The following is a 22,984-nucleotide window of genomic DNA, read 5'->3' as shown; positions in this document are numbered from 1 at the left end:
GACCGGCCCGGGGATAAGCGCCTGATCGCCTATATTGTCCCCGCCTCAGAAGCAGAACCCGATCCGGCAGAGCTGCGCCGGTATGCCGCCGGGACGTTGCCTGATTACATGGTGCCTGCGGCATTTGTAAAAATTGATGTTTTGCCGTTGACCCCGAATGGCAAGCTCGACCGCAAAGCGCTTCCTGAGCCGGATTTTACGGCGGCTGTTAAGGGCAGAAGTCCGCGTACGCCTCAAGAAGAGATACTGTGCGATCTGTTCTCAGAAATTTTGAGCGTGCCCCGGATTGGAATTGATGACGGATTCTTCGAGCTTGGCGGGCATTCGCTGCTTGCTGTCCAGCTGATCAGCCGAATCCGCGCAGCGATCGGGGCGGAGCTCGGCATCGGTGATTTGCTAGAAGCACCGACCGTCAGCGGTCTTGCTGAACGCCTTGAGGTCGGCAGCAGCCAGAGTGCGCTGGATGTACTGCTTCCGCTGAGAGCTGGCGGGAGCGAGCTGCCTCTGTTCTGCGTACATCCGGCAGGAGGCTTGAGCTGGTGCTATGCCGGTTTGATGACGTCGCTCGGCAAGGAATATCCGATTTACGGACTGCAGGCGCGCGGCATCGCACAGCGGGAAGCGCTGCCGGCAACACTGAATGAAATGGCCGCCGATTATATCTCTCATATCAAACAGGTTCAGCCGGCCGGACCTTACCGCCTTCTCGGCTGGTCTCTCGGAGGAAATGTAGTTCATGCGATCGCAACCCAGCTTCAGGAACAGGGCGAAGAAGTTTCTCTTCTCGTCATGCTTGACGCTTACCCGAACCATTTCCTTCCGATTAAAGATGCTCCGGACGAGCAGGAAGCGCTTGTCGCTCTCCTGGCTTTAGGCGGATATGATCCTGACAGTCTCGGAGACGGGAAGCCGCTCGAACTGTCGAGTGCGATTGAACTTTTGCGGCGCGACGGCAGTGCACTGGCTAGTCTTGATGAAGCCGCAATATTGAACCTAAAGGAGACTTATGTGAATTCGGTTCGCATTTTAAGCGAATATAAACCGCATATCTATCACGGTGATCTTTTGTTCTTCAGATCAACCGTCATTCCGGAATGGTTTGATCCGATTGCTCCGGAATCATGGCTTCCTTATCTTCATGGACAGATGGAGCAGCACGATATTGACTGCCGCCATAAAGATTTGTGCCAGCCGGGTCCGCTTGCCGAAATTGGACGCGTTCTTGCCGAAAAATTAGATGCCTTAGGGGGGAGAGACTGATGACAAATCCTTTTGAACGTGAAGACGGCACATATGTTGTCCTGATGAATAACGAAGGCCAGCATTCGCTCTGGCCGGCATTTCTTGACGTGCCGGCCGGCTGGGCCGTTGTTTTTGGGGAATCAAGCCGGAGCGATTGTGTTGAATATATCAGCTCGAATTGGAGCGATCTGCGGCCGAACAGCGTGAAGCCCGCTCTAGGGGTTCACGGCGGTGATGAGTAAATATGAGGCCGCTCAACCAGCGGACGGTTGTCAGCATCGTATATGTCACGGCGATGTTTATGGCCGCGATGGACGCGAGCGTCGTCAACTTGGCGCTGCCGGCCATCATGAAAGAATTTCAGGCGCCCCCGCCGGACGCCGGCATCGTCAATATCGGCTACCTGGTCAGCCTCGCCGTATGTCTTCCGATTGCCGGATGGCTTGGCGACCGTTGGGGTACCAAGCGGATCTTTTCGATAGCGCTTGGGATGTTCACTGCGGCCTCTCTATTATGCGGGCTTGCTGAACATCTTGCGGCTTTAAATCTATTCCGCATCATCCAGGGAGCCGGCGGAGGACTGATCACTCCTGTAGGAATGGCGATTTTGTTCAGGACGTTCCCGCCGGAAGAACGGCCAAAGATTTCGCGTGTTCTCGTTCTTCCGGTTGCCGTGGCTCCCGCGCTCGGGTCGATCATCAGCGGGTTTTTTACGGATCAGCTGTCATGGCGCTGGATTTTCTTCATTAACGTTCCGATTGGATTGATCATTCTGCTGTTTGGTCTGTTATGTCTTGACGAGCATATGGAATCAGATGCCGGAACATTCGATCTGCCCGGCTTTCTCCTCTCAGCCCCGGGAATGGCGCTTGCGGTGTTTGCGCTCAGCCGGGGGCCGGCGGACGGATTCGGGTCGCCTGCTGTGCTTGCCGCCGGAATCGGGGGACTCGTTTTGCTGACGGCCCTTGTATTGGTCGAGCTTCGCGCTCGGCATCCGCTGCTCAATCTGCGTTTGCTGGCGGACCGGGTTTTTGGAATGATGAGTATTGTATCGCTGTTCTCGGCGGCCGGACTGCTTGGCATGCTTTACGTGTTTCCGCTGATGTATCAGGAGGTGCTGAATCACTCGGCGCTGGATACCGCCTTGATTACGTTTCCCGAAGCGCTGGGGCTGATGCTCGCTTCTCAGCTCATGCCCCGGTCGCTTTCAAAGCTTGGGCCGCGCCGGCTGATCTCTGCCGCATTGTTATGTGCGTCTGTGCTGTTTGGCCTCCTCAGTTTGACAGGGCCTGGAACAAACACGTGGTTTCTGAGAATGCTGCTGTTTTTGGCCGGCTTTTTCTTAGGCCATGCTGTCGGTGCTGTTCAGGTCACTTCTTTTGCCAACATCTCTTCAGCTTCAATGGGGCGGGCGACGACATTGTTCAATGTACAGAATCGGCTCGGCTCTGCTTTAGGCGTCGCGATCATGTCCTGCCTCCTTGCTGTCATGAGCCGGCATACGGAAGGGGAGCTGCCGGACCTTGCGGCATACAGGACGGCTTTGCTTGGTGCGTCAGCGCTCCTTATTGCTGCTTTTTGCTTCGCGCTTGGCATCCGTGACGCTGACGCCGCCCCCGGCATGGGTGCGCGCTCCTCATCAGCAGCCCGCGATGAACGGACGGCGGGAAACAGCAAATAGAAAAAATCCCCCTGGGAAATCCCGGGGGGATTCAATTTGTCCTGCTACAAAATCGGAGACAGGAGAATCGAAATCGCTTCCTTGAAGCGAATGCTTCTGCTCCGGTTTTGATAATCTTCATAGGTGAGCTCCTTCGATACTTGCAGATCATTTACGAATGACAGCACAAGGTTTCTGGCAATTTCCTCGTCATATAAAAAGGCATTCACTTCAAAATTCAGCTTAAAGCTCCTCATGTCGATATTTGCCGTTCCGACTGAAGAAATTTCCTCATCGACAACGATCGTTTTTGCATGAATAAAGCCATTATCATAAATGAATACAGAGGCGCCCGCCTTGAGCAGCTCGCCGATATAAGAAAGAGTCGCCCAATAGACGAAAGGGTGGTCAGGCTTGTTCGGGATCATGATTCTGACGTCAACTCCTGACAGGCAGGCGATTCTGAGAGCGTCAAGAAGGCTTGCGTCAGGGATGAAATAAGGCGTTTGAATCAATATGGACCGCTTGGCGTTTGAAATCATTTTAATGTAGCCGTTTTTAATCTGCTCCCATTCCGAATCCGGGCCGCTTGTGACGATCTGCATGCCGATGTTTCCGTGAGAGCCGCACTCCGGGAAAAGATTCGGCTTGTATGTAATGTCATGGCGGTGGGAGGCCTGATTCTAGTCAAGGATAAAACGCGTTTGAATCGAATGGACGGCCGTTCCTTTGATTCGAAGGTGCGTATCCCGCCAATAGCCGAATGCGGGATTCAGGCCAAGGTACTCATCCCCGACATTAAATCCGCCGACATAGCCGATGAACCCGTCGATGATGACCAGCTTCCGGTGATTGCGGTAGTTCATGCGCAAATTGATAAATCGAAACCGCGAAGGAAAAAAGACTTCGACATAGCCTCCGGCCTTTTTCAGCTCTTTAAAAAAGCTTTTCCGCAGTCTTCTTGATCCCAATTCATCATAAAGAACGCGGACTTCGACGCCTTCCTTTGCTTTTTTGATCAGCGCGTCGCGCAGCTTCTTTCCGATTTGATCGCCTTTATAAATGTAGTATTGCAAATGAATGTGGTCTTTGGCATTTTCAATATCACGAAGAAGCCGATCGAACTTTTGGCGCCCGTCGGTTAAGAGCTCGACGGCATTATCTTCCGTAAACACGGCGTGATTATTAATGATGTGCATATAAATTAAATCTTTGCTGTCCGCCGTCGCCTTGTTCCGAAATTGGAATTCCCGATTTTTCAATTTGGCGAGCTGCTGATCCAATATTTTCTCAATCCCGATCTTTTTCTGGTCTTCCCAGTAAAAGAGGTGCTTGCGTTTTAAATTATGGCCGAACAATAAATAAAGGATGAAGCCGAGCACCGGGATAAAGAAGAGAACCAGAAGCCAGGCCCAAGAGGCGCTTGCATCGCGGCGCTCCCTGAAGATCACAACGATGGCCAGCAGCGTGTTTAAAACTAATACAAAACCGAGAAATATCGATGTGATGCTAATATTTTTAATAATATCCATGTTGAACCTCACAAAGACGGATTTGTTTTGATACATTCCATTTATATCAGTAACTTATCTTTCAGGCAACCATGTCATGTTATACGAGAAAAAAGCAGGAAGGTTTCTTTAAAAAGGGAGCTATAAGGCAAAAAACTGTAAAACATGTTAGAACTAAGTTACGATATAAATATAAAAAGCACGAATTTCTGTTGTAACATTCAAGCAGGAGGGATGTTTATGGATCTTGAAACATTTAATCAAATGCCCGCCTTTATGAGAAAAGAAATGGAAAACCTGAAACAGGTTGCTGCCCCGATATTAAAGAAACGGCTGATCTTTCTTTTTACAGCGGTTCCGCTGCTCGTTATCTCTCTCGTTTATCTGTCATCTTTCTGGGGAGAGACTCGTTTCGGTACGGAAACCTTCATCAAAATCGGTATCGCCGCATTAGGCGCAGCCTTTGGAATGGCCTTGATCAGAGAGTCGTCATATCAAAAAAGAAATGTCCAGCAAAAGGTGTTTCAGTATATTCTCGAACGGATGCAAAAAAGCGAAGTGCTTTCCGATGAGCGGAAAAACCGCTATGTCACGGCGGTAAAAGAGCAGCCGTTTACGGTGATGAGCAATTTCATGGAGTTTTTAAATGAAGAAGAAAGCAGAAGGCAGCGCCTTGCTGAATAGTAAAACGAAAAAGAGCTGACGGACAGCTCTTTTTTGCGTTGTAACGTCAAGATGCCCCGGCTTCATTCAATTCTTTCCCCAATATTTTTAAATCGTAGCGATTGCCGTCCATCTCGGCGATCCCCGGAAAATGCCCCCATTCGGAAAACCCGTGTTTTTGAAAAAGGTTGATGCTCGGTTCATTATGGGCGAATATAAACGCCATCAATGAACGGATTCCAAGCCTCGGCGCTTGATCAAGCGCTTTTTTTAAAACGGCCGATCCCATTCCTTTTCCGCGGTGCGCTTCGTGAAGGTAGATGCTGACCTCTGCGGTTTTCGCGTATGCGGGCCGGCCGTAAAACGATTCAAAGCTGATCCAGCCGATGCACTCCTGCGCGTCGTTTTCGACGATATACAGCGGCCTTGCTTCGGTATGGCCCAAAAACCAGCCGAGCTTATCTTCAGCTGTCACAGGTTCTGTATCGGCCGTAACCATCCGGGAAGCAATGGTGGAATTATAAATGTCTACGACTGTGTGAAGGTCTTCTTTTTTGGCGATGCGCAATTTCATGATCTTATTCTGTCCTTTCTTGTCCGTTTTTATCGTAAGCGTCCGGTCCGGCCGGCTGCTAAAAATCTATTCAATAAAAAAAGTTTTTTTAAAATGTATATATTTTCTGAAAAGTGTTCAGAATGTTGCTGAGGTGATGAAAGCATGAAAGAGGAAGAAAAGAATCGTACTTCCAAAATCACAAAGCTGCAAAGGTTTTTTCGCAGACGCTGGGTATTCCCGGCCATCTATCTGATCAGTGCCGTCGTTGTTTTAACAGCTGTTCTTTGGTATCAATCAGCATCCAATAACGATGTGAAAGATAAGCTGGCGGATGATGGAAAGTCAGCCTACGACAACCGTGATGACGCGGTAGAAGTAGGAAAACCGGTCGAAAATGTCGCAATGCCGGTCATTGATTCTGAGAATGTAACCGTCGTGAAAAAATTCTTTGAAACAAATGCATCTAAAGAAGAGAAAGAAGCAGCACTTGTAAACTATGATAACACGTATAGCATGAGCAAAGGTATCGACTTGGCGGAGAAAGACGGAAAAACGTTCGATGTTTCCGCATCTCTCAGCGGTACTGTCATCAAGGCTGCTAAAGACCCAGTGTTGGGCTATGTTGTTGAAATCGAGCATGAAGACGGGCTGTCAACCGTGTATCAATCCCTTTCTGAAGTAAGCGTCAAGCAGGGTGACAAAATCGAGCAAAATCAAGTCATCGGAAAAGCAGGCAAAAACTTATACAATGAAGAAGGCGGAAACCATGTGCATTTTGAAATCCGCAAAGACGGAGTCGCTTTAAATCCGCTGAACTTCATGGACAAGCCGGTGTCAAGCATTGAAAAGGCAATGGAAAAGCAAGCTTCTGAAGTGAAAGAACCTGCCCAGCCTTCCGTTGAGGAAAAAGCAAAAACGGAAGAAAAAGCGAAAGACGACACTGAAGGGAAAACCAAAAGGGAAGATTCAACTGACGATTCAGGCGCTCAGGACGAGGACCAGACAAAAGATTCAACACAGCCGTAACACAAACCGTTTACGCCTATCAAATCAGATAGGCGTTTTTTTGTTACAATGTTTTAAAAAACCCGTATCAAATCGAAAGGGCAATCCGTTTATTAAAGTAAGAGGCCTCTTTAAGGAGTGTGAATTCATTCATGAATGAATTAAAGCAGAAAGCGCTGATGAAATACTGCATGATGATCACCGGTGATAAATGGGATGCAGAGGACTTGGCTCAGGACACGATCCTGAAATTAATGGAAATCAATCAAGCAGACGCCTCGCCTGCTTATCAAAAAACGGTTGCAAAGCATAAATGGATTGACCTGCTTCGAAAAAGAAAGCGCGAATGCTTTCTTTCGGGTGCAGATCAGTCAGGAGAGCAGACGGAAGAAATAAGGGCTGCGGACGAATGCGAGCATCTGCTGAAACATCTCGCGGCCGAATTAACGCCGAAGCAATTAACGATCTTTTTGCTCAAAGACGTGTTTTCCTACCAGCTGCATGAAATCGCCGAAACGCTCGGCAAACCGGAATCATCCGTCAAATCGCTTTTATTCAGATCGCGCCAGCGTGTCAAAAGGCTTTCATCTGACGTTCTTCAGAGGGAGGCGATCAGGGAGAGCGGCTCAGAGCACGACAGGCTCTTGATCGACGCGATTGTGCGCCATGATCCGGACCGCCTGCTTGAATACGCGAAGCGGACCTGGCTTTCGAGCGCTTCGCAGCCGTCCTGCGTAAGCATGATGAGGTGTGCTGCCTAGGAGGCTGAAAGGCATGAACACCATTCCTTATGTTATTGAAAAAACAGCGGCAGGAGAAAGATCCTACGATATTTTTTCAAGGCTTTTGAAAGACCGCATCATTATGATCGGCTCTGAATTTACGGACGATCTCGCCAATCGCGTCACCGCCCAGCTGCTGTTTTTGTCGGCGGAGGACAATGAAAAGGACATTTCGGTCTATATCAACAGCCCCGGCGGATCAACCTCTGCCGGATATGCGATTTTAGATACGATGGAGTACGTGAAGCCGGATGTTCGCACGATCTGCGTCGGGATGGCGGCTTCGATGGGGGCGATCATCCTTGCGGGCGGAACGAAGGGAAAGAGGTTTGCCCTTAAAAACAGCGAAATCATGATCCACCAGCCGCTCGGCGGCGTCAAAGGACAGGCGACGGACATGGAGATTTCCGCGAGGCGGATCATCAAGCTGAAGGACAAAATCCAGCAGTTCTTCCATGAAAGGACGGGTCAGCCGCTTGAAAAACTAAAAGAAGACATGGAACGCGACTATTTTATGGATGCCGAAGAAGCGAAGGCTTACGGTATTGTTGATGCAGTTTTGTAAAAAATAATCTTTAGAACCTTATGGTATTCAACATGTTTCCTTTTAGAAAAGTTTTGACGCATACCTCTCAATTGTAACTATGCGATATTGAAATCCTTTGAAAATCCCCCCTGCTTTGTATAAATAATAGGCTTTCATTATTAACAATAAGGGGGGATTTCATGGTTATTATAGTAGCATGAACTTTTGTACAGATGTCATCGTGTTCACATAAATCAAGAGATTTACCGCTGAGGGGTAACTTTACTTTTTAGCTTTCTTGGGAGGAGATATGCTGTACGATTTCTATCTAAGAAAACTATAAAAATGAATGAGGATGAATGATAAAAAGTCCGTGAACTTTTAATCATTCATCCTCAATTCGTAGTTTTGCAGTAAATGGTTTTTAAAGGATTTCAGATAAAATCAAAAGCTAAGCTTTTATGATTCTAATCTGTCACTAATTTTAATGCTGAACAGTAATATAATGTTGCAGCTCTCCATGCCAATCTTTATATCCCCAGCTCTGTGCTACAATTACATCATACTTGCCTGCCGGGATATTTTTTGTTGAAAAAACTGCCTTGAAATTACGGGTACCGATCTTATGATCTACATCTATCATTTTTACCGGGGTAGTTCGGCCCTTTTTATACAGATATACTACATAACCATTGTCATTATCCTCACGCAAAGTGCCTGTGACAACAATAGAAGTAGCGTGCTTTGAATATGTATTAGCATCTGTTTTAAATTTAATTGCCCCTTTTGAATTCATAGCAAATGCTTCTGAATTACCAGCGAAACATTGAACCAGCAAAAGAGCAGCTGTAAACAATGGCATTGCAATTTTTTTCAATTTAAACTCCCTTTCTTTGCTAATTTAGCGACTACGTTATATTAACATATTTACTAAAATAATCAATGAAAATAGAAAAAAATTCTACATCATTAATTTATTTTCCCTGAGAACGGTTTTTAGATAAGTAAAGACTTTAAGTCATGAAATTCAAGTTGAAGGACTTGGAAGAACAATTTAATGAGACAAGCAAGAATAGCAATAATATTTCTTTCGGGAATCGTGTTGTTCAATCTGGGTAATACAAACAGGCTATAGAGATAACCTATTATTAGTTGAATTATTTTACCGGCACCCACACGCAACGATTATATTAGTAATCTAATACCGAGCCAAAGTGATCGTCAGAAATGATTTTTATTGGGCTTGAAAAAAGAAGTTGTCTAAGCTTTTGGGTATCTGTTCCAATCTGCCGGAAAAGATTTTTGAAAAATAAATTCAAGTTGTTATGTTTGCCATTCTAAACAAAAAACAGCTCCCGGACTGGTTGCGCCGGGAGCTTCACTCATTTATAAAGCGTCGGGCCCTTCTTCGCCCGTACGGATGTTGATCGTGTTTTGAATTTCGTAAATGAAGATTTTGCCGTCTCCGGGTTCGCCGGTTTTGAGCACCTTTTGCGCCGTCTCGGCGACCTTTTCGACAGGCACCTTGCTGACGACGATTTCGACTTTTAAGCGTTCATATACATTGCTTTCCCGCTTGACGCCGCGGTAAAGCTCCGTATGTCCTTTTTGCAGGCCGCATCCGTGGACATTATAAAATGTAATGGAAGTTACCCCGATTTTGGCCAGTTCGGTTTTCAGCTCTTCAAAGTTTGTAGGACGCGTTACGATTTCAACCTTATACATTTGACCGCTCATTCCATCACTCCCTGACAATTAATCTTGATACGCTTTTTCGCCGTGCATCGTAAGGTCGAGCCCGAGAGACTCTTCCTCTTCGGTTGCACGAAGCTTAAAGAAAATGCTGACTACTTTTATAATAACGTAAGTGACAATTGCAACAAACACATATGTTGAGAGAATCGCAATCAGCTGTTTCCAAAGCAGGCTGATGTCTCCGTAGAACAGGCCGTCGGCTCCGTTCGAATTAACCGATGTAGTGGCAAACAAGCCCGTTGCAATGCCTCCCCACGTTCCGCCGATTCCGTGAAGACCGAATGCGTCAAGCGCATCGTCATAGCCGAATTTCTTCTTGAGAGAAAACACGCCCCAGAAACAGACGGCGCCGCCTACAAATCCGATAAAAACAGAAGCGAACGGAGTGACGAAACCGGCGGCCGGTGTAATTGCGACAAGTCCCGCAATGGCGCCGGAGACCGCTCCGAGCATTGTCGGTTTTTTATTGATCAGCCATTCGATCAGGACCCAGCCGATCACTCCGGCGGCCGCCGCCGTATTGGTGTTGATAAAAGCGGTCATCGCCACTTCATCAAGTGTCAGTGCGCTTCCGACGTTAAACCCGAACCACCCGAACCAGATCAGCGCCGCGCCCAGCAATGTCAAAAGCAAATTGTGGGGCGCCGTGTCGCTGATGTTTTTCCGCTTGCCGAGAACGATCGCAACGACAAGTCCGGCGACGCCTGATGAAATGTGGACGACGTTTCCGCCCGCGAAATCAAGGGCTCCCAGTTCTGCAAGCCAGCCTCCGCCCCATACCCAGTGGGCGACAGGAGAGTAGACAAGCACGACCCACAGCACAGAAAACAGAATAAAGGCCGGAAAACGCATCCGTTCAGCAAAGCTTCCGGAAATAATCGCTGTCGTGAGCACAGCGAACGTCAATTGGAACATCATATAGAGTGTATGCGGGATCGTCTCCGAATAATCGGAATTCGGGTCAAATCCGACTCCGTTCAGCCCGAGCCATTCAAAACCTCCGATCAGGGGATTCCCCGGTGCGAAAGCGAGAGAATATCCGAACAAAATCCATATGACCGATACGATGGCGATCGATGACAAACTGTGCATCACCGTGCTCAGCACGTTTTTGCTTCTTACCAGTCCCCCGTAAAATAAAGCGATGCCCGGCGTCATCAGCCACACGAGCAGAGCGCAAAAGAACATGAATACTGTATCCCCCATCTGCATGTTACATTCCTCCGTCGTAAAAAGTGATGTTTTTTTCAATTATAGTGATAAAAGAACGATATCATGACGAACATGTAAGATTTCCTAACATGGTTTTTTGGGAGAAAAGCAGCGGGAGGGGAAACGGTTCGCCTGAGACAAGAGTCAGAAACCGCCTCAATCAGCCTTTGTCACTTCGATCCAGACGATCCGGTGGCCGTCCATTTCTTTCGTTTTAAAATTGTAGCCGTCGCATTGAATCTCGGTCCCGGGCCCGGTGTCGACGTTTTGTGTCAGAAACCAGCCGCCGATTGTATCGATTTCTTCATCTGACAAGTGGATCCCAAGCAGGTCGTTTACATCGCTGACAAGCACTTTGGCGTTCAGGATGTAGTGGTCTTCTTTGATTTTGCGAATGTCTGACACTTCCTCGGTATCAAACTCATCGCGTATGTCGCCGACGATTTCCTCGATGATGTCTTCAATCGTTACAAGACCGGACGTTCCTCCGTATTCATCGACGAGAATCGCCATATGTGTGCGCTCTTTCCTCATTTTGGCGAACAGCTGATAGACGGGAATCGTTTCGATCACGCGAATGACGGGATGGATAAACTTCTTAAGCTGGCCGGTTTCAAAGGAAGCCTTGCCCGCAAGCTCAGCGAGCAGCCATTCTTTTATGTTGATCATCCCGATGATGTGGTCCTTGTCTTCCTGTACCACCGGAAACCGGGTATGCTTCGTTTTCTTGATCAGCCATATTGCTTTTTCCGTACCGTCTTCAAGAGACAAGACGGTCATTTCATTCCGGGGAACCATGATTTCTTTTGCCATCCGTTCGTCGAACCTGAAAATGTTGTTCACGTATTTTAATTCGTTTTGATTAATTTCTCCGCTTTGGTAGCTTTCAGACAAAAGGGTTCTCAGCTCTTCCTCCGTATAGGCCAATTCGTGCCCTGCGGCCGGCTTTAACCCGAACATTCCGGTGATGACGCGGGCCGATTGATTGAGCAGCCAAATAAACGGAAACATTACCCTGTAAAACAAGATCATCGGCCTTGCAAACAGCAGCGTGATGTTCTCCGCTTTCTGGATGGCGAACGTTTTAGGCGCGAGTTCGCCGATGACCACGTTCAAATAGGTGACGATCAAAAAAGCGGCCAAAAACGTGAGCACGTGCGTGACAGACTCATGCAAGCCGAGTGCTGCAAAAACGGGATGCAGCAGGCTCTGCATCGTCGGTTCACCGAGCCATCCGAGGCCGAGCGCCGTCACCGTTATCCCGAGCTGACAGGCCGATAAGTATTCATCAAGATGTGAGGTTACTTCTTTTGCGGCAAGCGCCCCCTTTCTTTTTTCCACGATCAATTGGTCGATCTTTGTCCTTCTTACTTTTACGATGGCGAATTCAACCGCTACGAAAAACCCCGTAAGCGCGATTAAAATCGCCACTGCCGCCAGTTTTACAAAATCCAATGCAAGGCCTTCCGAAACAGAAGGCGCACACCTCCTTTTTTCGAATCATTATCATATTGGCTCCATACCACATGCGGTTGCAGAGCAAACATCAGGTTTAGTTTCGGGGGCTGCGGGCAAAGAACAATAAGCGAAGGTGAACAGGAGGATATGAGATATGAAGATTGCTTATGGAGACGGATGGAATTGGTATCAGCTCGGCCCTCAGGAAAAAACAAAAGCGCTTGAGCTTATCCATTCCGAACACTGGCCGGAATGCCGGAAATGGTTTCAAGGCGTTCCTTCGGAAAACGTAAATTGTCTGGATATCGACGTTGTGTCCGCTGATCATGAGGCGCTGTACGGCTCCCTGATTTATCAGCAGGATGCGAAAGAAGAGCACGACCGTTCTGTTTTCCACTTTTACGTGACAATGGACTATTTTTTTACGATGAACTTCGATTTTTCTGTTTTTGGAGGCTTCAGCGATAAGCGGATGCGGCATCGGCTCAAACGGTGCAAGAATGCGCCGGAGGCGTTTTTGGTGCTCGCGGGGGAATTGGTGCACGCGTATTTCAAGGAGCTTGAGCAGTTTGAAAACAACCTTCGAACATTAAAATGGAAATTTCATCATGATAACAATAAAAGCATCATCGAGGCGATCCACAAGCTGCGCCATGAGCTATTGATCATGAAAAGCCTTGTGATGACGATGAAAAAAGTCGCGATGGCCATTCAGGAAACATTTGTATTCAAAAACTTTGACGAAGCCGAACAGCGCCGGACGTTTTGCGAGATTGACAGAGTGCTGATGCTGATCAAGGACTATGCAGGCGATATTAATTATCTGCTCCATTCCGAAGAAGTGGTGACATCCCACAGGGGAAATGAGATTTTTAAAGCTTTGACGATTTTCACGACGTTATTTACGCCTGTTACGGCTTTCGGCGCGCTGTGGGGAATGAATTTCAAACATATGCCCGAACTGTCTTTCAAGCACGGCTATTTGTATTCGCTGATTTTGATAGCGGCTTCAACCGTGCTGGTTTATCTGTATTTGAAAAAGAAAGGATGGACCGGTGATTTGTTGAAGGATAAAAAGAAATATATCAAAAAGAAAGAGTACTTTTAAAGACGTTTAAGAGACGTTTTTTTCGGAAAAGCACATACTACACCAATGATAAAGGAGGAATCCAAAGTGAAGCTGAAAGACTTGATGACACCGAATGCCGAGTGCTGCGAACCTTCCGCATCCGTTACAGAAATTGCAGGGAAAATGCGCGACCAAAATGTCGGCTCCATCCCGGTTTGCGAGAATGGCAAATTGGTAGGAATCGTGTCAGACCGCGATATCGTAATTAGATGCGTCGCCGAAAATGTCATTGAGGCACCTGCACGGGATATCATGAGCACAGAATTGGTGACGGGTGATCCAGAGATGACGGCGGAGGAAGCCGGCGATCTGATGGCTGAGCATCAAATTCGCAGGCTGCCGATCGTGGAAAATGAACGGCTGGTCGGAATCGTTGCGCTGGGGGACCTTTCGGTGACAAATGCTGCGGATCAGAAAGCGGGAGAAGCTTTAAGCGAAATATCAAAACCGGCTTAAACGTTGAGGAAGAGCGTATCTGCGCTCTTCCTTTTGTCATATTTTTAGCGCACCCGCCGAAGCGGCCAGCATACAACGTGCTGCCTTTTGGCGTAATGGAGGAGCGGAGCGGTATCCGGCAGAGTGAGACCGCTTGCCGAAGCTGCGCTATTTTGGGAAAAGACGGCTTCAGCCTGCTGGAGCCTCCATTGCGGGTGATGGATGTCTTCATAATAGATTCGGCTGCTATGTACGGTGTATAGCCGATACCTTTCAGTCAGCCAGTATTCGATTGTGCCTTTTCGGGAGGTGAAGGAGTCTGACAGCGGACCGTAACGGGCGTAAAAGGCCGCTTTTCCATCCGGCCTTCTGCTGGAAAAACGAACACGCCTTCCTTCATGAACAAAGTCCATGCCGGCATGATAATACGGCAGGCGGAAAAATGTGCGCGCGCCTAAAACGGCGAAGCGGGAGGCTGCATCAAGGCTGAAGAAATAAACGCCCGGTATCCCTTGATAGGTGACGTACGTTCGGACATTCAGCTCAGGAAACCGGCTGAAAAAAGGGATGGGCGGCAAAAAGCGCGGCCGCAGATTCGTCAGCAGAAAAGGAAGAATCCCGATCCAGGCCTTTCCGTTGAACGTCTCCAGTTCTAAGGCGGCCGGTATTTTTTCGCGAATCGCCTCAGGCTCGGCAGGCCAATGGGCGAACAATACATCATTCCACGTCTGAGCCATCATACAGGGTCCTTTTGGAAGCGGGAACGGCCTGTGCGATGTGTCCGGCATCACAAGCGACACTCTCCTTTTTTGTTTATTATGTATAAAATGGTCTTTTTTAAACGATCAAACCGGCGCATTTTGCGGTTTTACTTCTCTCTTCGCGGGATATATCAAATACAGGTTCAAAAATAAGCGAAGGAGAGTGACTGAATTGTTCAAACATTCGAAGGTTCTTCAATATCCGGCAAAACCTGATAAGCCGGATCCCGTTTTTGCCAAGAAGATGCAGGAGATTCTCGGCGGGCAGTACGGTGAAATTTCGGTGGCGATGCAGTATCTGTTTCAGGGCTGGAACACGAGAGGCAACGAAGCATACAAGGATTTGCTCATGGATACGGCAGCTGAAGAAATCGGTCACGTCGAAATGATCGCAACGATGATTGCGAGGTTGCTGGAAGACGCACCCGTCTACGAGCAGGAGAAAGCTGCGGAAGATCCGGTGATCGGTTTTGTCATGGGGGGGATGAACCCTCATCATGCCATCGTGTCAGGGCTCGGCGCTATGCCGGAAAGCAGCACAGGCGTCCCTTGGAATGCGGGTTATATCGTCGCCAGCGGAAATCTACTTGCCGACATGCGCGCAAACGTCAATGCGGAATCACAGGGCAGGCTGCAGGTGGCCAGACTGTACGAAATGACCGATGACAAAGGCGTAAAGGATATGCTCGGCTTTCTGTTGGCGCGCGATACGATGCATCAGAACCAGTGGATTGCTGCAATCAGGGATTTAGAAGAGAAAGAAGGCGTTGTCGTGCCTGGCACGCTTCCGAAAGAATGTGAGAAAGAAAAATTTGCACATACGCTGTATAACTTTTCAGAAGGAGAAGAAAGCGCCGGGCTTGATTGGCTGAAGGGAGATGCGCCGGACGGAGCGCCGTTCGAATACGAGAACGGTCCTGTCGCCTACGGAGAAAAACCTGAGTTGAAGCCCGCTCCAAAACAGAGCCACAACACGCCTCCCGCTGATGAACGATTTTAAGAGCCGAACGGCTCTTTTTCTTTTTAAAAAAATTCAAATTTCCGCTCAAATATTATAAAATAAGTGACAGGTTTGCAGATCTTTTCATTGTCAGGTAAGCTAACTATAAAAAACAAGTAAGGAGTCATATCATGAGTAAAGTTCTTATTTTTGGGCACAAAAACCCGGACACGGATACGATTTGTTCAGCGATTGCATATGCCGAACTGAAAAAAAAGCTCGGCGTTGATGCAGAACCCGTCCGTTTAGGCGAAATCAACGGCGAAACCCAATATGCGCTCGATCAATTCAAAGCGGAAGTTCCGCGCCTTGTCGAGACCGTTGCCAACGAAACGGACAGCGTCATCCTTGTTGACCATAATGAGCGCCAGCAAAGCGTCAATGATCTGGATCAGGTGCGCGTGCTTGAAGTCATTGACCACCACCGGATCGCCAATTTTGAAACGAGTGATCCATTGTACTACCGCGCTGAGCCTGTAGGATGCACGGCGACGATTTTAAAAAAGCTTTATAAAGAAAACGGAGTCGATATTGAAAAAGGAACGGCCGGACTCATGCTGTCTGCGATCATCTCAGACTCGCTGTTATTTAAATCTCCGACTTGTACGGATGAAGACGTAAAAGCGGCGAAAGAATTGGCTGAAATTGCAGGAGTTGACGCTGAAAGCTACGGCCTGGACATGCTGAAAGCCGGTGCTGACCTGAGCGCAAAAACGATTCCGCAGCTTCTCTCGCTCGATGCCAAAGAATTTACGATGGGCAGCCATAAAGTAGAGATTGCCCAGGTGAATACGGTCGACACGAACGATGTCCTTTCCCGCAAAGAAGAGGTCGAAGCAGAGCTCGCAAAAGTGGTTGCTGAAAAAGGATTGGATTTATTCGTCTTTGTCGTAACGGACATTTTAACGAATGATTCGGTTGTCGTCGTTTCAGGACAAGCCGCACAGGCCGTTGAAAAAGCGTTCAACGTCACATTGGCGGATAATACAGCGACATTAAAAGGCGTCGTTTCCCGTAAAAAACAAATCGTTCCGCCGCTTACAGAAGCATTAAAAGGATAATAAAAATAAGCCCGGACATCGCCGTCCGGGCTTTTGCTTTTATCTGAAAATCAATTTTCTCACCCGGCGCACGATAGAATCGTAGAGCGAGATGATCCAATCGAAAATCGGGTGCAGGTATTTGGAAAATTTAAGCACAACAAGCGACACCAAAATCGCTACCAGGATGCTTCCTAAAACATCAACCGGATAGTGATGCCCGACCCAGATGCGGGAGAAGCCCGTCAGCAAACCGAAGGCGATCATAAAGGTTCCGATTTTGCGGTGGAAGAGCCAGAATGCGATAGAAATTGCCAGAGCACCAGTTGTATGATCGCTCGGGAACGACGCATCTGCGGCGTGATGAATCAGCACATCGACATGGTGGGCGACGAAAGGGCGCGGCTCCTGGTAAATCAATGTAATTAAATAGTTGAATACAAGGCCCAAAATCCCTGTAAATCCTGCCTGAAGAACGCTTTTTTTGTAGGAATGGCCTCCAAAGAGCCATATGGCCAGCAGCACAAGGGCATATAGATAAATCGCTTTTTCCGATATGAAAATCATCATGCCGTCAAGAATGGTGCTGTGATGTGATAGATTATGGATGGCTTTAAATAATTCGTAGTTCACAAAATCACCTTTCAGTATTTTTAATAGAATCCTATTTTTCCCGGACAGTTAGGGGACGAAACTGCATTCATAAAAGTTTCATGTTAAACGAAAAAGAGCCGGGCCAATGGCAAGCCCGGCAAGATGGTGTACCGATCAATCGGCTATCGATATATTTCTCTTCTCCTTCAGCAAGGCCGGTTTCCGGCTCCACGTATACAGCAACAGATTGACGAGAACGAAGACGCCTGTGAATAAATAGATATTGGAAAAACCGGTTTGTGCGACAATCAGGCCGAACACAAAGGACCCGACCGCTATTCCTGAATCGAACAAGGTGAAATAAGTGGCCGTTGCATAGCCGCTCCGGTGCTGCGGAGAAGCTTGGATCGCCAGCGTCTGCAGGCAAGGGGTAATCGAACCGTAGCCCATGCCGATGACAGCTCCTGAAAGCAAAAGCATCGCGCCGCTGTTCGTAAAAGCAAGCAGGCAAAGCCCGATGCTAAAAAGGATAATAGACGGATAAATGACGACGCCGGGACCGACTCTATCATATAATTTTCCGGTGAACGGCCGTGTTACCATCATCGCCACCGCGAAAATCATAAAGAAATAGCTGCTCGTTTGAATCAGGCCGAGAGATTTTGCATAAACCGAAATGAACGAAATGACGCTCGAATAGCAAAAAGAAACAAACAAGCCGACGATGGCGATACGCATCGCCCCTTTTTCAAACATATTGGAAAACGACAATTTGAAGACAGCGGAAGTCGTGTCGTTTTCTTTAGGAATCCGCACCAAAGCCGTGCAAAGGATTCCGACGGCGACGATTCCGGAAAACAGCGCAAACAGCGCGGTAAAGCTGATTTTGTCAAGCAGGTTTAAGGCGATAAACGGCCCAATGACAACCGCCAGGTTCATGGACATGGCGAAGTAGCCGAGCCCTTCGCCGCGGCGTGCGGGCGGAATCAAATCGGCTGCAATCGCACTGGTTACCGTGGTAATGATGCTGAACCAAATGCCTTGGAAAAAGCGGATTCCGAGCAATACGTAGATATTTTGAACGGATATGAAAAGGAGGGACGAAAGCGTAAAGAGTATGACGCTGACGAGCGCCATTCTTTTTTTCCCGAACCGCTCGATTATTGCGCCTGAAAACGGCCTTGCAAAAATCGCAGAAAGCAAAAATCCGCTGATCAAAAGACCTCCCTGTGACTCCGTGTCGCCGAGCTCCTGCATCGTGTAGACAGGCAAAATCGTTAACAAGGCATAAAAATATACAAAAATAAACAAATTCATCAGAACAACCATGATAAAATCTTTAGTCCAAATGGGTTCCGATTGTTTCATAGGCTACAGCTCCTTCTTGTTGTATGTCAGCAGTTGATGCAATAAACGCTGGAACGTTTTTTTATCCTTGTCATCAAATCCCGAAAGCATTTCTTCTTCAAATTCTTTTATTTTCAACTGAATTTCGTCATATTTAACCGCGGCTTCGTCCGTCATTTTTACGACTTTTTCCCTTTTATCTTCGCCTTGTATCCTTTGCACCCAGCCGTTTTTTTCAAGGCGGCTGATCGTTCGCGTTACGGTCGGTGCTTCAACGTGCAAATACGACCAAATGTCTTTTTGAGTCATCGGACCGTACGTATGAAGGCAGTACAAGATTGACCATTGAGCGCCGAAAAGCCCGTAGGCCTCAAGCTGTTCATTCGTTTTTTTGGAAAGCATCCGCGCACTTTGATTGATTTGGTGAATGATCGCCCGGTTGATGTGTTCCATATAAACCCCTCTGAAAAATACTTACCTAGGTAAATAATAAACTTTATTCATTTTACTGGATGTCCTACAACCTGTAAAGCAAAAATTTTCGAAGCCGAAATAAAAATGTCTTGATAAACCCCTTGTCCTCCTTGAGTTTTTAGCATAATCCCATTTCAATGCTAATACACTGATACAAACCTAACAAAGAGAGTGTTTGAGGTGAGGGATCGTGGGAGTATTTCAAAATTCTACTTGGAATAGCTTAAAACGAAGCAGCTGTATAAATAGTATTTTCTTTCAGCATACGGATCTCATTTCACACTTCTCACATCCATTTTAGGGAGGTCGAGTGGTGTGCACGATTACATCAAAGAGCGAACAATCAAGATAGGGAAGTACATCGTGGAGACGAAAAAAACGGTTCGTGTGATCGCGAAGGAGTTTGGTGTTTCCAAAAGTACCGTACACAAGGATTTGACAGAAAGGCTGCCTGAAATTAATCCTGATTTAGCCAATGAAGTAAAAGAAATTCTTGATTATCATAAATCAATCAGACATTTGCGGGGCGGGGAAGCAACAAAACTGAAATACAAGAAAGAGGAAATCCTTGAAAGGGAACCCGTGCAATAGGGCATAATGGACCAGTAATAAAGGGCGTTTTTCATCATTTCCCGGTATCCTCCGTCTGTTTGTCGATAAAAAGCCACAAAAAATTGTGAAGAACTTTCACAAGGATGCTTTTTTTTCTAATTTTTATGATAAAATATATAATTAGGGCAGAATGTGGACATTGCTGTGAAACAGATTTCGAGGAGGATATAGATAGATGTTTGCAAGGGATATTGGTATTGACCTTGGTACAGCGAACGTGCTGATCCATGTAAAAGGAAAAGGGATTGTCTTAAATGAGCCTTCAGTTGTCGCTCTTGACAAAAACACCGGGAAAGTGCTTGCTGTCGGCGAAGAAGCAAGGAGAATGGTTGGACGTACACCTGGGAATATTGTTGCGATACGTCCATTGAAAGACGGCGTAATTGCAGACTTTGAAGTAACAGAAGCCATGCTGAAGCATTTCATCAACAAATTGAATGTGAAAGGCCTTTTCTCAAAGCCGCGCATGCTCATTTGCTGCCCTACAAATATTACATCCGTAGAGCAGAAAGCCATTAAGGAAGCTGCTGAAAAAAGCGGCGGAAAGCATGTGTATCTTGAGGAAGAGCCTAAGGTAGCCGCAATCGGCGCAGGTATGGACATTTTTCAGCCTAGCGGAAACATGGTAGTGGATATCGGCGGTGGAACGACAGATATCGCGGTCATCTCAATGGGCGATATTGTCACCGCCTCTTCTATTAAAATGGCTGGGGACAAGTTTGATCTTGAAATTTTAAATTACATTAAACGCGAATACAAGCTGTTAATCGGCGAACGGACAGCTGAAGACATTAAGATCAAAGTCGCAACTGTTTTCCCAGACGCACGTCATGAGGAAATCTCCATCCGCGGCCGTGACATGGTCACAGGGCTGCCTAGAACCATTACGGTAACGAGCAAAGAGGTGGAAGAAGCGCTTCGCGAATCGGTATCCGTTATCGTACAAGCTGCCAAACAGGTGCTTGAAAGAACGCCTCCTGAACTTTCGGCCGACATCATTGACCGAGGCGTTATCATCACCGGAGGCGGCGCATTGCTGAACGGCCTTGACCAGCTTCTTGCAGAGGAGCTGAAAGTGCCGGTGCTCGTTGCTGAAAATCCGATGGATTGCGTTGCTGTCGGAACAGGCGTCATGCTGGATAACATGGACAAGCTTCCGAAACGCAAATTAAGCTGAGCGTAGACGTAGACCTCATTCTTTTTAAGAATGAGGTTTTTTTATGAAAAGCTTAAATATAAGCGTAATACGGACGATAAAAAGGATAGAATCTTTAATATTATTATAGAACAAATGTTCTCGTTTTGTAAATGAAAATTTGTGGACGGCCGGGATGTCCGTCTAAAGAACAAATCCTGAGGTGAAATCATGTTAAAAGGACTTTACACCGCAGCGTCGGCGATGATTACCCAGCAGCGTCGCACGGAAATGCTGACGAATAATATTGCAAATGCAAATACACCGGGTTATAAGGAAGATCAAGGTTCCATTCGCGCGTTTCCGGAAATGCTTCTGAGCCGGATGGAGTCCGATTCCTTTCAGACGGACAGCGGATCCCACTCCTTTACAAAGCAGACGCCGATCGGTTCTGTAAATACGGGAGTTTACATGCAGGAGCTCACACCGCTTTTTTCACAAGGCGATCTGCAAAGCACAAATGAGCCGACTAATATTGCGATCAGTGAAAAAGAGGTTCCCGTAAACCGGCAAACCAAGGATAAAGCGGCCCTTTTCTATGCTGTCAGACTGGGAAGCGGCGATATCCGCTATTCGAGAAGCAGCAATTTTTCGTTAAATGAAAACAACGAACTGACGATCAACGGAAATGTCGTCCTTTCAACAGACGGCCGGCCGATTGCCGTGGATAGCGAGAATTTTAAAGTGGCAGAGGATGGAACCGTGTCCGAAAACGGGCGGAACCTCGGAACGATCGACGTCAGGATCTCGCTTGACACAAGAAATTTGGCCAAGGAAGGCAACGACTTGTACCGGACTGAAAACGGACAGGAGCTGCCAAGTGCAGCTGCAAACCCGGCCGTCAGCTATTCGATCAAGCAGGGGATGACAGAACGCTCAAATGTTGATGTGACAAGAGACTATACGGAAATGACCGCTGCCTACCGCTCGTTCGAAGCAAACCAAAAAGTTCTTCAGGCATATGATAAAAGCATGGACAGAGCGGCCAACGACATCGGCAAGATCGTATAACATACGCAAACGGAGGATGTTGGAATAAATGCTAAGATCGATGATAACAGCTTCAAACACAATGAATGAGCTGCAAAAACAGATGAATAATATCAGTCATAACCTTGCCAATCTGGATACGACGGGATACAAGGCGGTCAATACAAGCTTTTCAGAGCTTGTCAGACAACAGATTGAACAAGTAGACGAGAAGAACAATGAAGTGGCCCAAAGCAGGAAGACGCCGCCCGGACTCCGGCTCGGCGTCGGTGCGCTCTCGGTAGACAAGCTGACAAACAGCCAGGGAAGCCTGAAGGAGACGGGACGGAACCTGGATTTCGCCTTAACCTCCCCTTATCAATATTTCCAGGTGGATGTCGACGGCGAAGTTCAATATACGAGAGACGGGGCGTTTACCTTGAGCACTGTCTCCGGAAATCCCAATCAAGTGCAGCTTGTGACGGCAGACGGGCATTCCGTACTTGATGAGAACGGAAATGCCATCCGCTTTGACAGGCGCTATCAAAATGTTCAAGTCGATAAAAACGGAACGATGACCGCATCGTCTGGGAATGAAGGTGAAGCGCCTTTGCGGTTTAATTTGGGTATCGTCCGTGCGGTAAAGCCCCAAGCTCTGGCAGCGGAAGGCGGGAACCTTTTTTCAGTTGACGATAATTTAAGAGCAACGGCCCTCATCAATTTAACCGGAGCCGGACGTCAGGAAATATCCATAAAGCAGGGTTCCCTTGAAGCGTCGAACGTTGACGTGTCAAAGGAAATGACGGATCTTATCGCGTCCCAGCGGTCGTACGAGATGAATTCGCGCGCGGTTACAATGGGGGATCAAATGATGGGGCTGATCAATTCAGTACGCTGACACAATAAAAAAGGAGCCGGAAGAACCGGCTTCTTTTTTATTGTCTTTACAAGGGGGATTATAGCCTAAGTTGAAAAAGAAGCCGTTTCATAATATACTTCCAGATGTACAGAATGATCCCAGGGTTCGTCGTTCTATACATATTTTTCTAAAAAAGGAG

Annotated in this window: 24 protein-coding genes and 1 pseudogene; 15 read left to right on the top strand and 10 right to left on the bottom strand. The window is 47.4% G+C overall.

The window, feature by feature from the left end; genetic code table 11:
• The 3 genes from V7126_RS06720 to V7126_RS06710 all read left to right on the top strand — a co-directional run.
• On the top strand, positions 1-1,260 hold a 1,260-nt coding region (locus tag V7126_RS06720), incomplete at its 5' end, for a thioesterase domain-containing protein (RefSeq protein WP_335497323.1).
• A complete protein-coding gene (locus tag V7126_RS06715; RefSeq protein WP_046130340.1) occupies positions 1,260-1,484 on the top strand; it encodes an MbtH family protein in 225 nt (74 codons plus the stop codon). The genes V7126_RS06720 and V7126_RS06715, both read left to right, overlap by 1 nt.
• A gap of 2 nt (positions 1,485-1,486) precedes the next feature.
• A complete protein-coding gene (locus tag V7126_RS06710) occupies positions 1,487-2,923 on the top strand; it encodes an MDR family MFS transporter (protein ID WP_175076699.1) in 1,437 nt (478 codons plus the stop codon).
• A 44-nt stretch (positions 2,924-2,967) separates the two neighbouring features.
• On the opposite strand, the pseudogene cls reads toward V7126_RS06710, so the two are convergent.
• A pseudogene (cls, locus tag V7126_RS06705) lies at positions 2,968-4,416 on the bottom strand (cardiolipin synthase).
• A gap of 237 nt (positions 4,417-4,653) precedes the next feature.
• Here cls and V7126_RS06700 point away from each other — a divergent pair.
• Positions 4,654-5,097: a YwnF family protein gene (locus V7126_RS06700; RefSeq protein WP_046130342.1), complete on the top strand. Its 444-nt coding sequence runs from the start codon at positions 4,654-4,656 to the stop codon at positions 5,095-5,097.
• A 46-nt stretch (positions 5,098-5,143) separates the two neighbouring features.
• Here the strand turns inward: V7126_RS06700 and V7126_RS06695 are convergent, their stop codons facing one another.
• Positions 5,144-5,650, bottom strand: a complete 507-nt coding sequence (locus tag V7126_RS06695; RefSeq protein WP_046130343.1) for a GNAT family N-acetyltransferase — start codon at positions 5,648-5,650, stop codon at positions 5,144-5,146.
• Positions 5,651-5,794: 144 nt separating this feature from the next.
• On the opposite strand from V7126_RS06695, the gene V7126_RS06690 reads away from it, so the two are divergent.
• The 3 genes from V7126_RS06690 (at position 5,795) to V7126_RS06680 (ending at position 7,984) form a co-directional block, all read left to right on the top strand.
• A complete protein-coding gene (locus V7126_RS06690) occupies positions 5,795-6,658 on the top strand; it encodes a M23 family metallopeptidase (RefSeq protein ID WP_046130344.1) in 864 nt (287 codons plus the stop codon).
• A 131-nt stretch (positions 6,659-6,789) separates the two neighbouring features.
• Entirely contained in the window at positions 6,790-7,398 is a 609-nt protein-coding gene (locus tag V7126_RS06685; protein ID WP_046130345.1) for an RNA polymerase sigma factor, read from the top strand.
• Positions 7,399-7,411: 13 nt separating this feature from the next.
• A complete protein-coding gene (locus V7126_RS06680; RefSeq protein ID WP_046130346.1) occupies positions 7,412-7,984 on the top strand; it encodes an ATP-dependent Clp protease proteolytic subunit in 573 nt (190 codons plus the stop codon).
• 445 nt (positions 7,985-8,429) lie between these two features.
• Here V7126_RS06680 and V7126_RS06675 read toward each other — a convergent pair whose 3' ends face one another.
• From V7126_RS06675 to V7126_RS06660, 4 genes are all read right to left on the bottom strand, one after another.
• Complete coding sequence (locus V7126_RS06675; protein ID WP_175076701.1) at positions 8,430-8,822, bottom strand: hypothetical protein; 393 nt, start codon at positions 8,820-8,822, stop codon at positions 8,430-8,432.
• A gap of 509 nt (positions 8,823-9,331) precedes the next feature.
• Positions 9,332-9,682, bottom strand: a complete 351-nt coding sequence (locus V7126_RS06670) for a P-II family nitrogen regulator (RefSeq protein ID WP_046130347.1) — start codon at positions 9,680-9,682, stop codon at positions 9,332-9,334.
• An 18-nt stretch (positions 9,683-9,700) separates the two neighbouring features.
• On the bottom strand, positions 9,701-10,912 hold the full coding sequence (locus V7126_RS06665; RefSeq protein WP_175076702.1) for an ammonium transporter: 1,212 nt from the start codon (positions 10,910-10,912) through the stop codon (positions 9,701-9,703).
• Positions 10,913-11,068: 156 nt separating this feature from the next.
• Positions 11,069-12,367: a hemolysin family protein gene (locus V7126_RS06660; protein WP_175076703.1), complete on the bottom strand. Its 1,299-nt coding sequence runs from the start codon at positions 12,365-12,367 to the stop codon at positions 11,069-11,071.
• A 157-nt stretch (positions 12,368-12,524) separates the two neighbouring features.
• Here V7126_RS06660 and V7126_RS06655 point away from each other — a divergent pair, with 157 nt between their 5' ends.
• Together V7126_RS06655 and V7126_RS06650 are read left to right on the top strand one after the other, a co-directional pair.
• Positions 12,525-13,478, top strand: a complete 954-nt coding sequence (locus V7126_RS06655; protein WP_175076704.1) for a magnesium transporter CorA family protein — start codon at positions 12,525-12,527, stop codon at positions 13,476-13,478.
• Between the two features lie 66 nt (positions 13,479-13,544).
• Positions 13,545-13,955 (top strand): CBS domain-containing protein, encoded by a 411-nt coding sequence (locus tag V7126_RS06650; RefSeq protein WP_046130351.1) that lies wholly within the window; start codon positions 13,545-13,547, stop codon positions 13,953-13,955.
• 44 nt (positions 13,956-13,999) lie between these two features.
• Here the strand turns inward: V7126_RS06650 and V7126_RS06645 are convergent, their stop codons facing one another.
• Positions 14,000-14,722, bottom strand: a complete 723-nt coding sequence (locus V7126_RS06645) for a YqjF family protein (RefSeq protein ID WP_175076705.1) — start codon at positions 14,720-14,722, stop codon at positions 14,000-14,002.
• Positions 14,723-14,867: 145 nt separating this feature from the next.
• On the opposite strand from V7126_RS06645, the gene V7126_RS06640 reads away from it, so the two are divergent.
• Both V7126_RS06640 and V7126_RS06635 read left to right on the top strand, forming a co-directional pair.
• Positions 14,868-15,695, top strand: coding sequence for a manganese catalase family protein (locus V7126_RS06640; protein WP_216899296.1), 828 nt, complete (start codon positions 14,868-14,870; stop codon positions 15,693-15,695).
• A 131-nt stretch (positions 15,696-15,826) separates the two neighbouring features.
• Positions 15,827-16,756 carry a manganese-dependent inorganic pyrophosphatase gene (locus tag V7126_RS06635; protein ID WP_175076706.1) on the top strand — a complete coding sequence of 310 codons (930 nt, stop codon included), beginning with the start codon at positions 15,827-15,829 and terminating at the stop codon, positions 16,754-16,756.
• Between the two features lie 39 nt (positions 16,757-16,795).
• Here V7126_RS06635 and V7126_RS06630 read toward each other — a convergent pair whose 3' ends face one another.
• The 3 genes from V7126_RS06630 to V7126_RS06620 all read right to left on the bottom strand — a co-directional run bounded on the left by V7126_RS06630 (position 16,796) and on the right by V7126_RS06620 (position 19,129).
• Complete coding sequence (locus tag V7126_RS06630; RefSeq protein ID WP_046130163.1) at positions 16,796-17,368, bottom strand: undecaprenyl-diphosphatase; 573 nt, start codon at positions 17,366-17,368, stop codon at positions 16,796-16,798.
• A 135-nt stretch (positions 17,369-17,503) separates the two neighbouring features.
• On the bottom strand, positions 17,504-18,697 hold the full coding sequence (locus V7126_RS06625; RefSeq protein ID WP_175075830.1) for an MFS transporter: 1,194 nt from the start codon (positions 18,695-18,697) through the stop codon (positions 17,504-17,506).
• Positions 18,698-18,700: 3 nt separating this feature from the next.
• Positions 18,701-19,129, bottom strand: coding sequence for a MarR family winged helix-turn-helix transcriptional regulator (locus tag V7126_RS06620; RefSeq protein ID WP_175075829.1), 429 nt, complete (start codon positions 19,127-19,129; stop codon positions 18,701-18,703).
• A 336-nt stretch (positions 19,130-19,465) separates the two neighbouring features.
• On the opposite strand from V7126_RS06620, the gene spoIIID reads away from it, so the two are divergent.
• The 4 genes from spoIIID (at position 19,466) to V7126_RS06600 (ending at position 22,824) form a co-directional block, all read left to right on the top strand.
• Positions 19,466-19,741, top strand: a complete 276-nt coding sequence (gene spoIIID / locus V7126_RS06615) for a sporulation transcriptional regulator SpoIIID (protein WP_006639358.1) — start codon at positions 19,466-19,468, stop codon at positions 19,739-19,741.
• A 196-nt stretch (positions 19,742-19,937) separates the two neighbouring features.
• Entirely contained in the window at positions 19,938-20,939 is a 1,002-nt protein-coding gene (gene mbl, locus V7126_RS06610; protein WP_006639357.1) for a cell shape-determining protein Mbl, read from the top strand.
• A gap of 189 nt (positions 20,940-21,128) precedes the next feature.
• Complete coding sequence (locus V7126_RS06605) at positions 21,129-21,968, top strand: flagellar hook-basal body protein (RefSeq protein ID WP_175075828.1); 840 nt, start codon at positions 21,129-21,131, stop codon at positions 21,966-21,968.
• 28 nt (positions 21,969-21,996) lie between these two features.
• Positions 21,997-22,824 (top strand): flagellar hook-basal body protein, encoded by an 828-nt coding sequence (locus V7126_RS06600; protein ID WP_175075827.1) that lies wholly within the window; start codon positions 21,997-21,999, stop codon positions 22,822-22,824.
• Positions 22,825-22,984: the final 160 nt, after the last annotated feature.

It is taken from the genome of Bacillus sp. JJ675 (assembly GCF_036963165.1).
GTDB classification, from domain to species: Bacteria; Bacillota; Bacilli; order Bacillales; family Bacillaceae; genus Bacillus; species Bacillus glycinifermentans.
The sequence above is the reverse complement of the archived record's forward strand: the minus strand, read 5'-3'. Positions and strand labels throughout refer to the sequence as shown.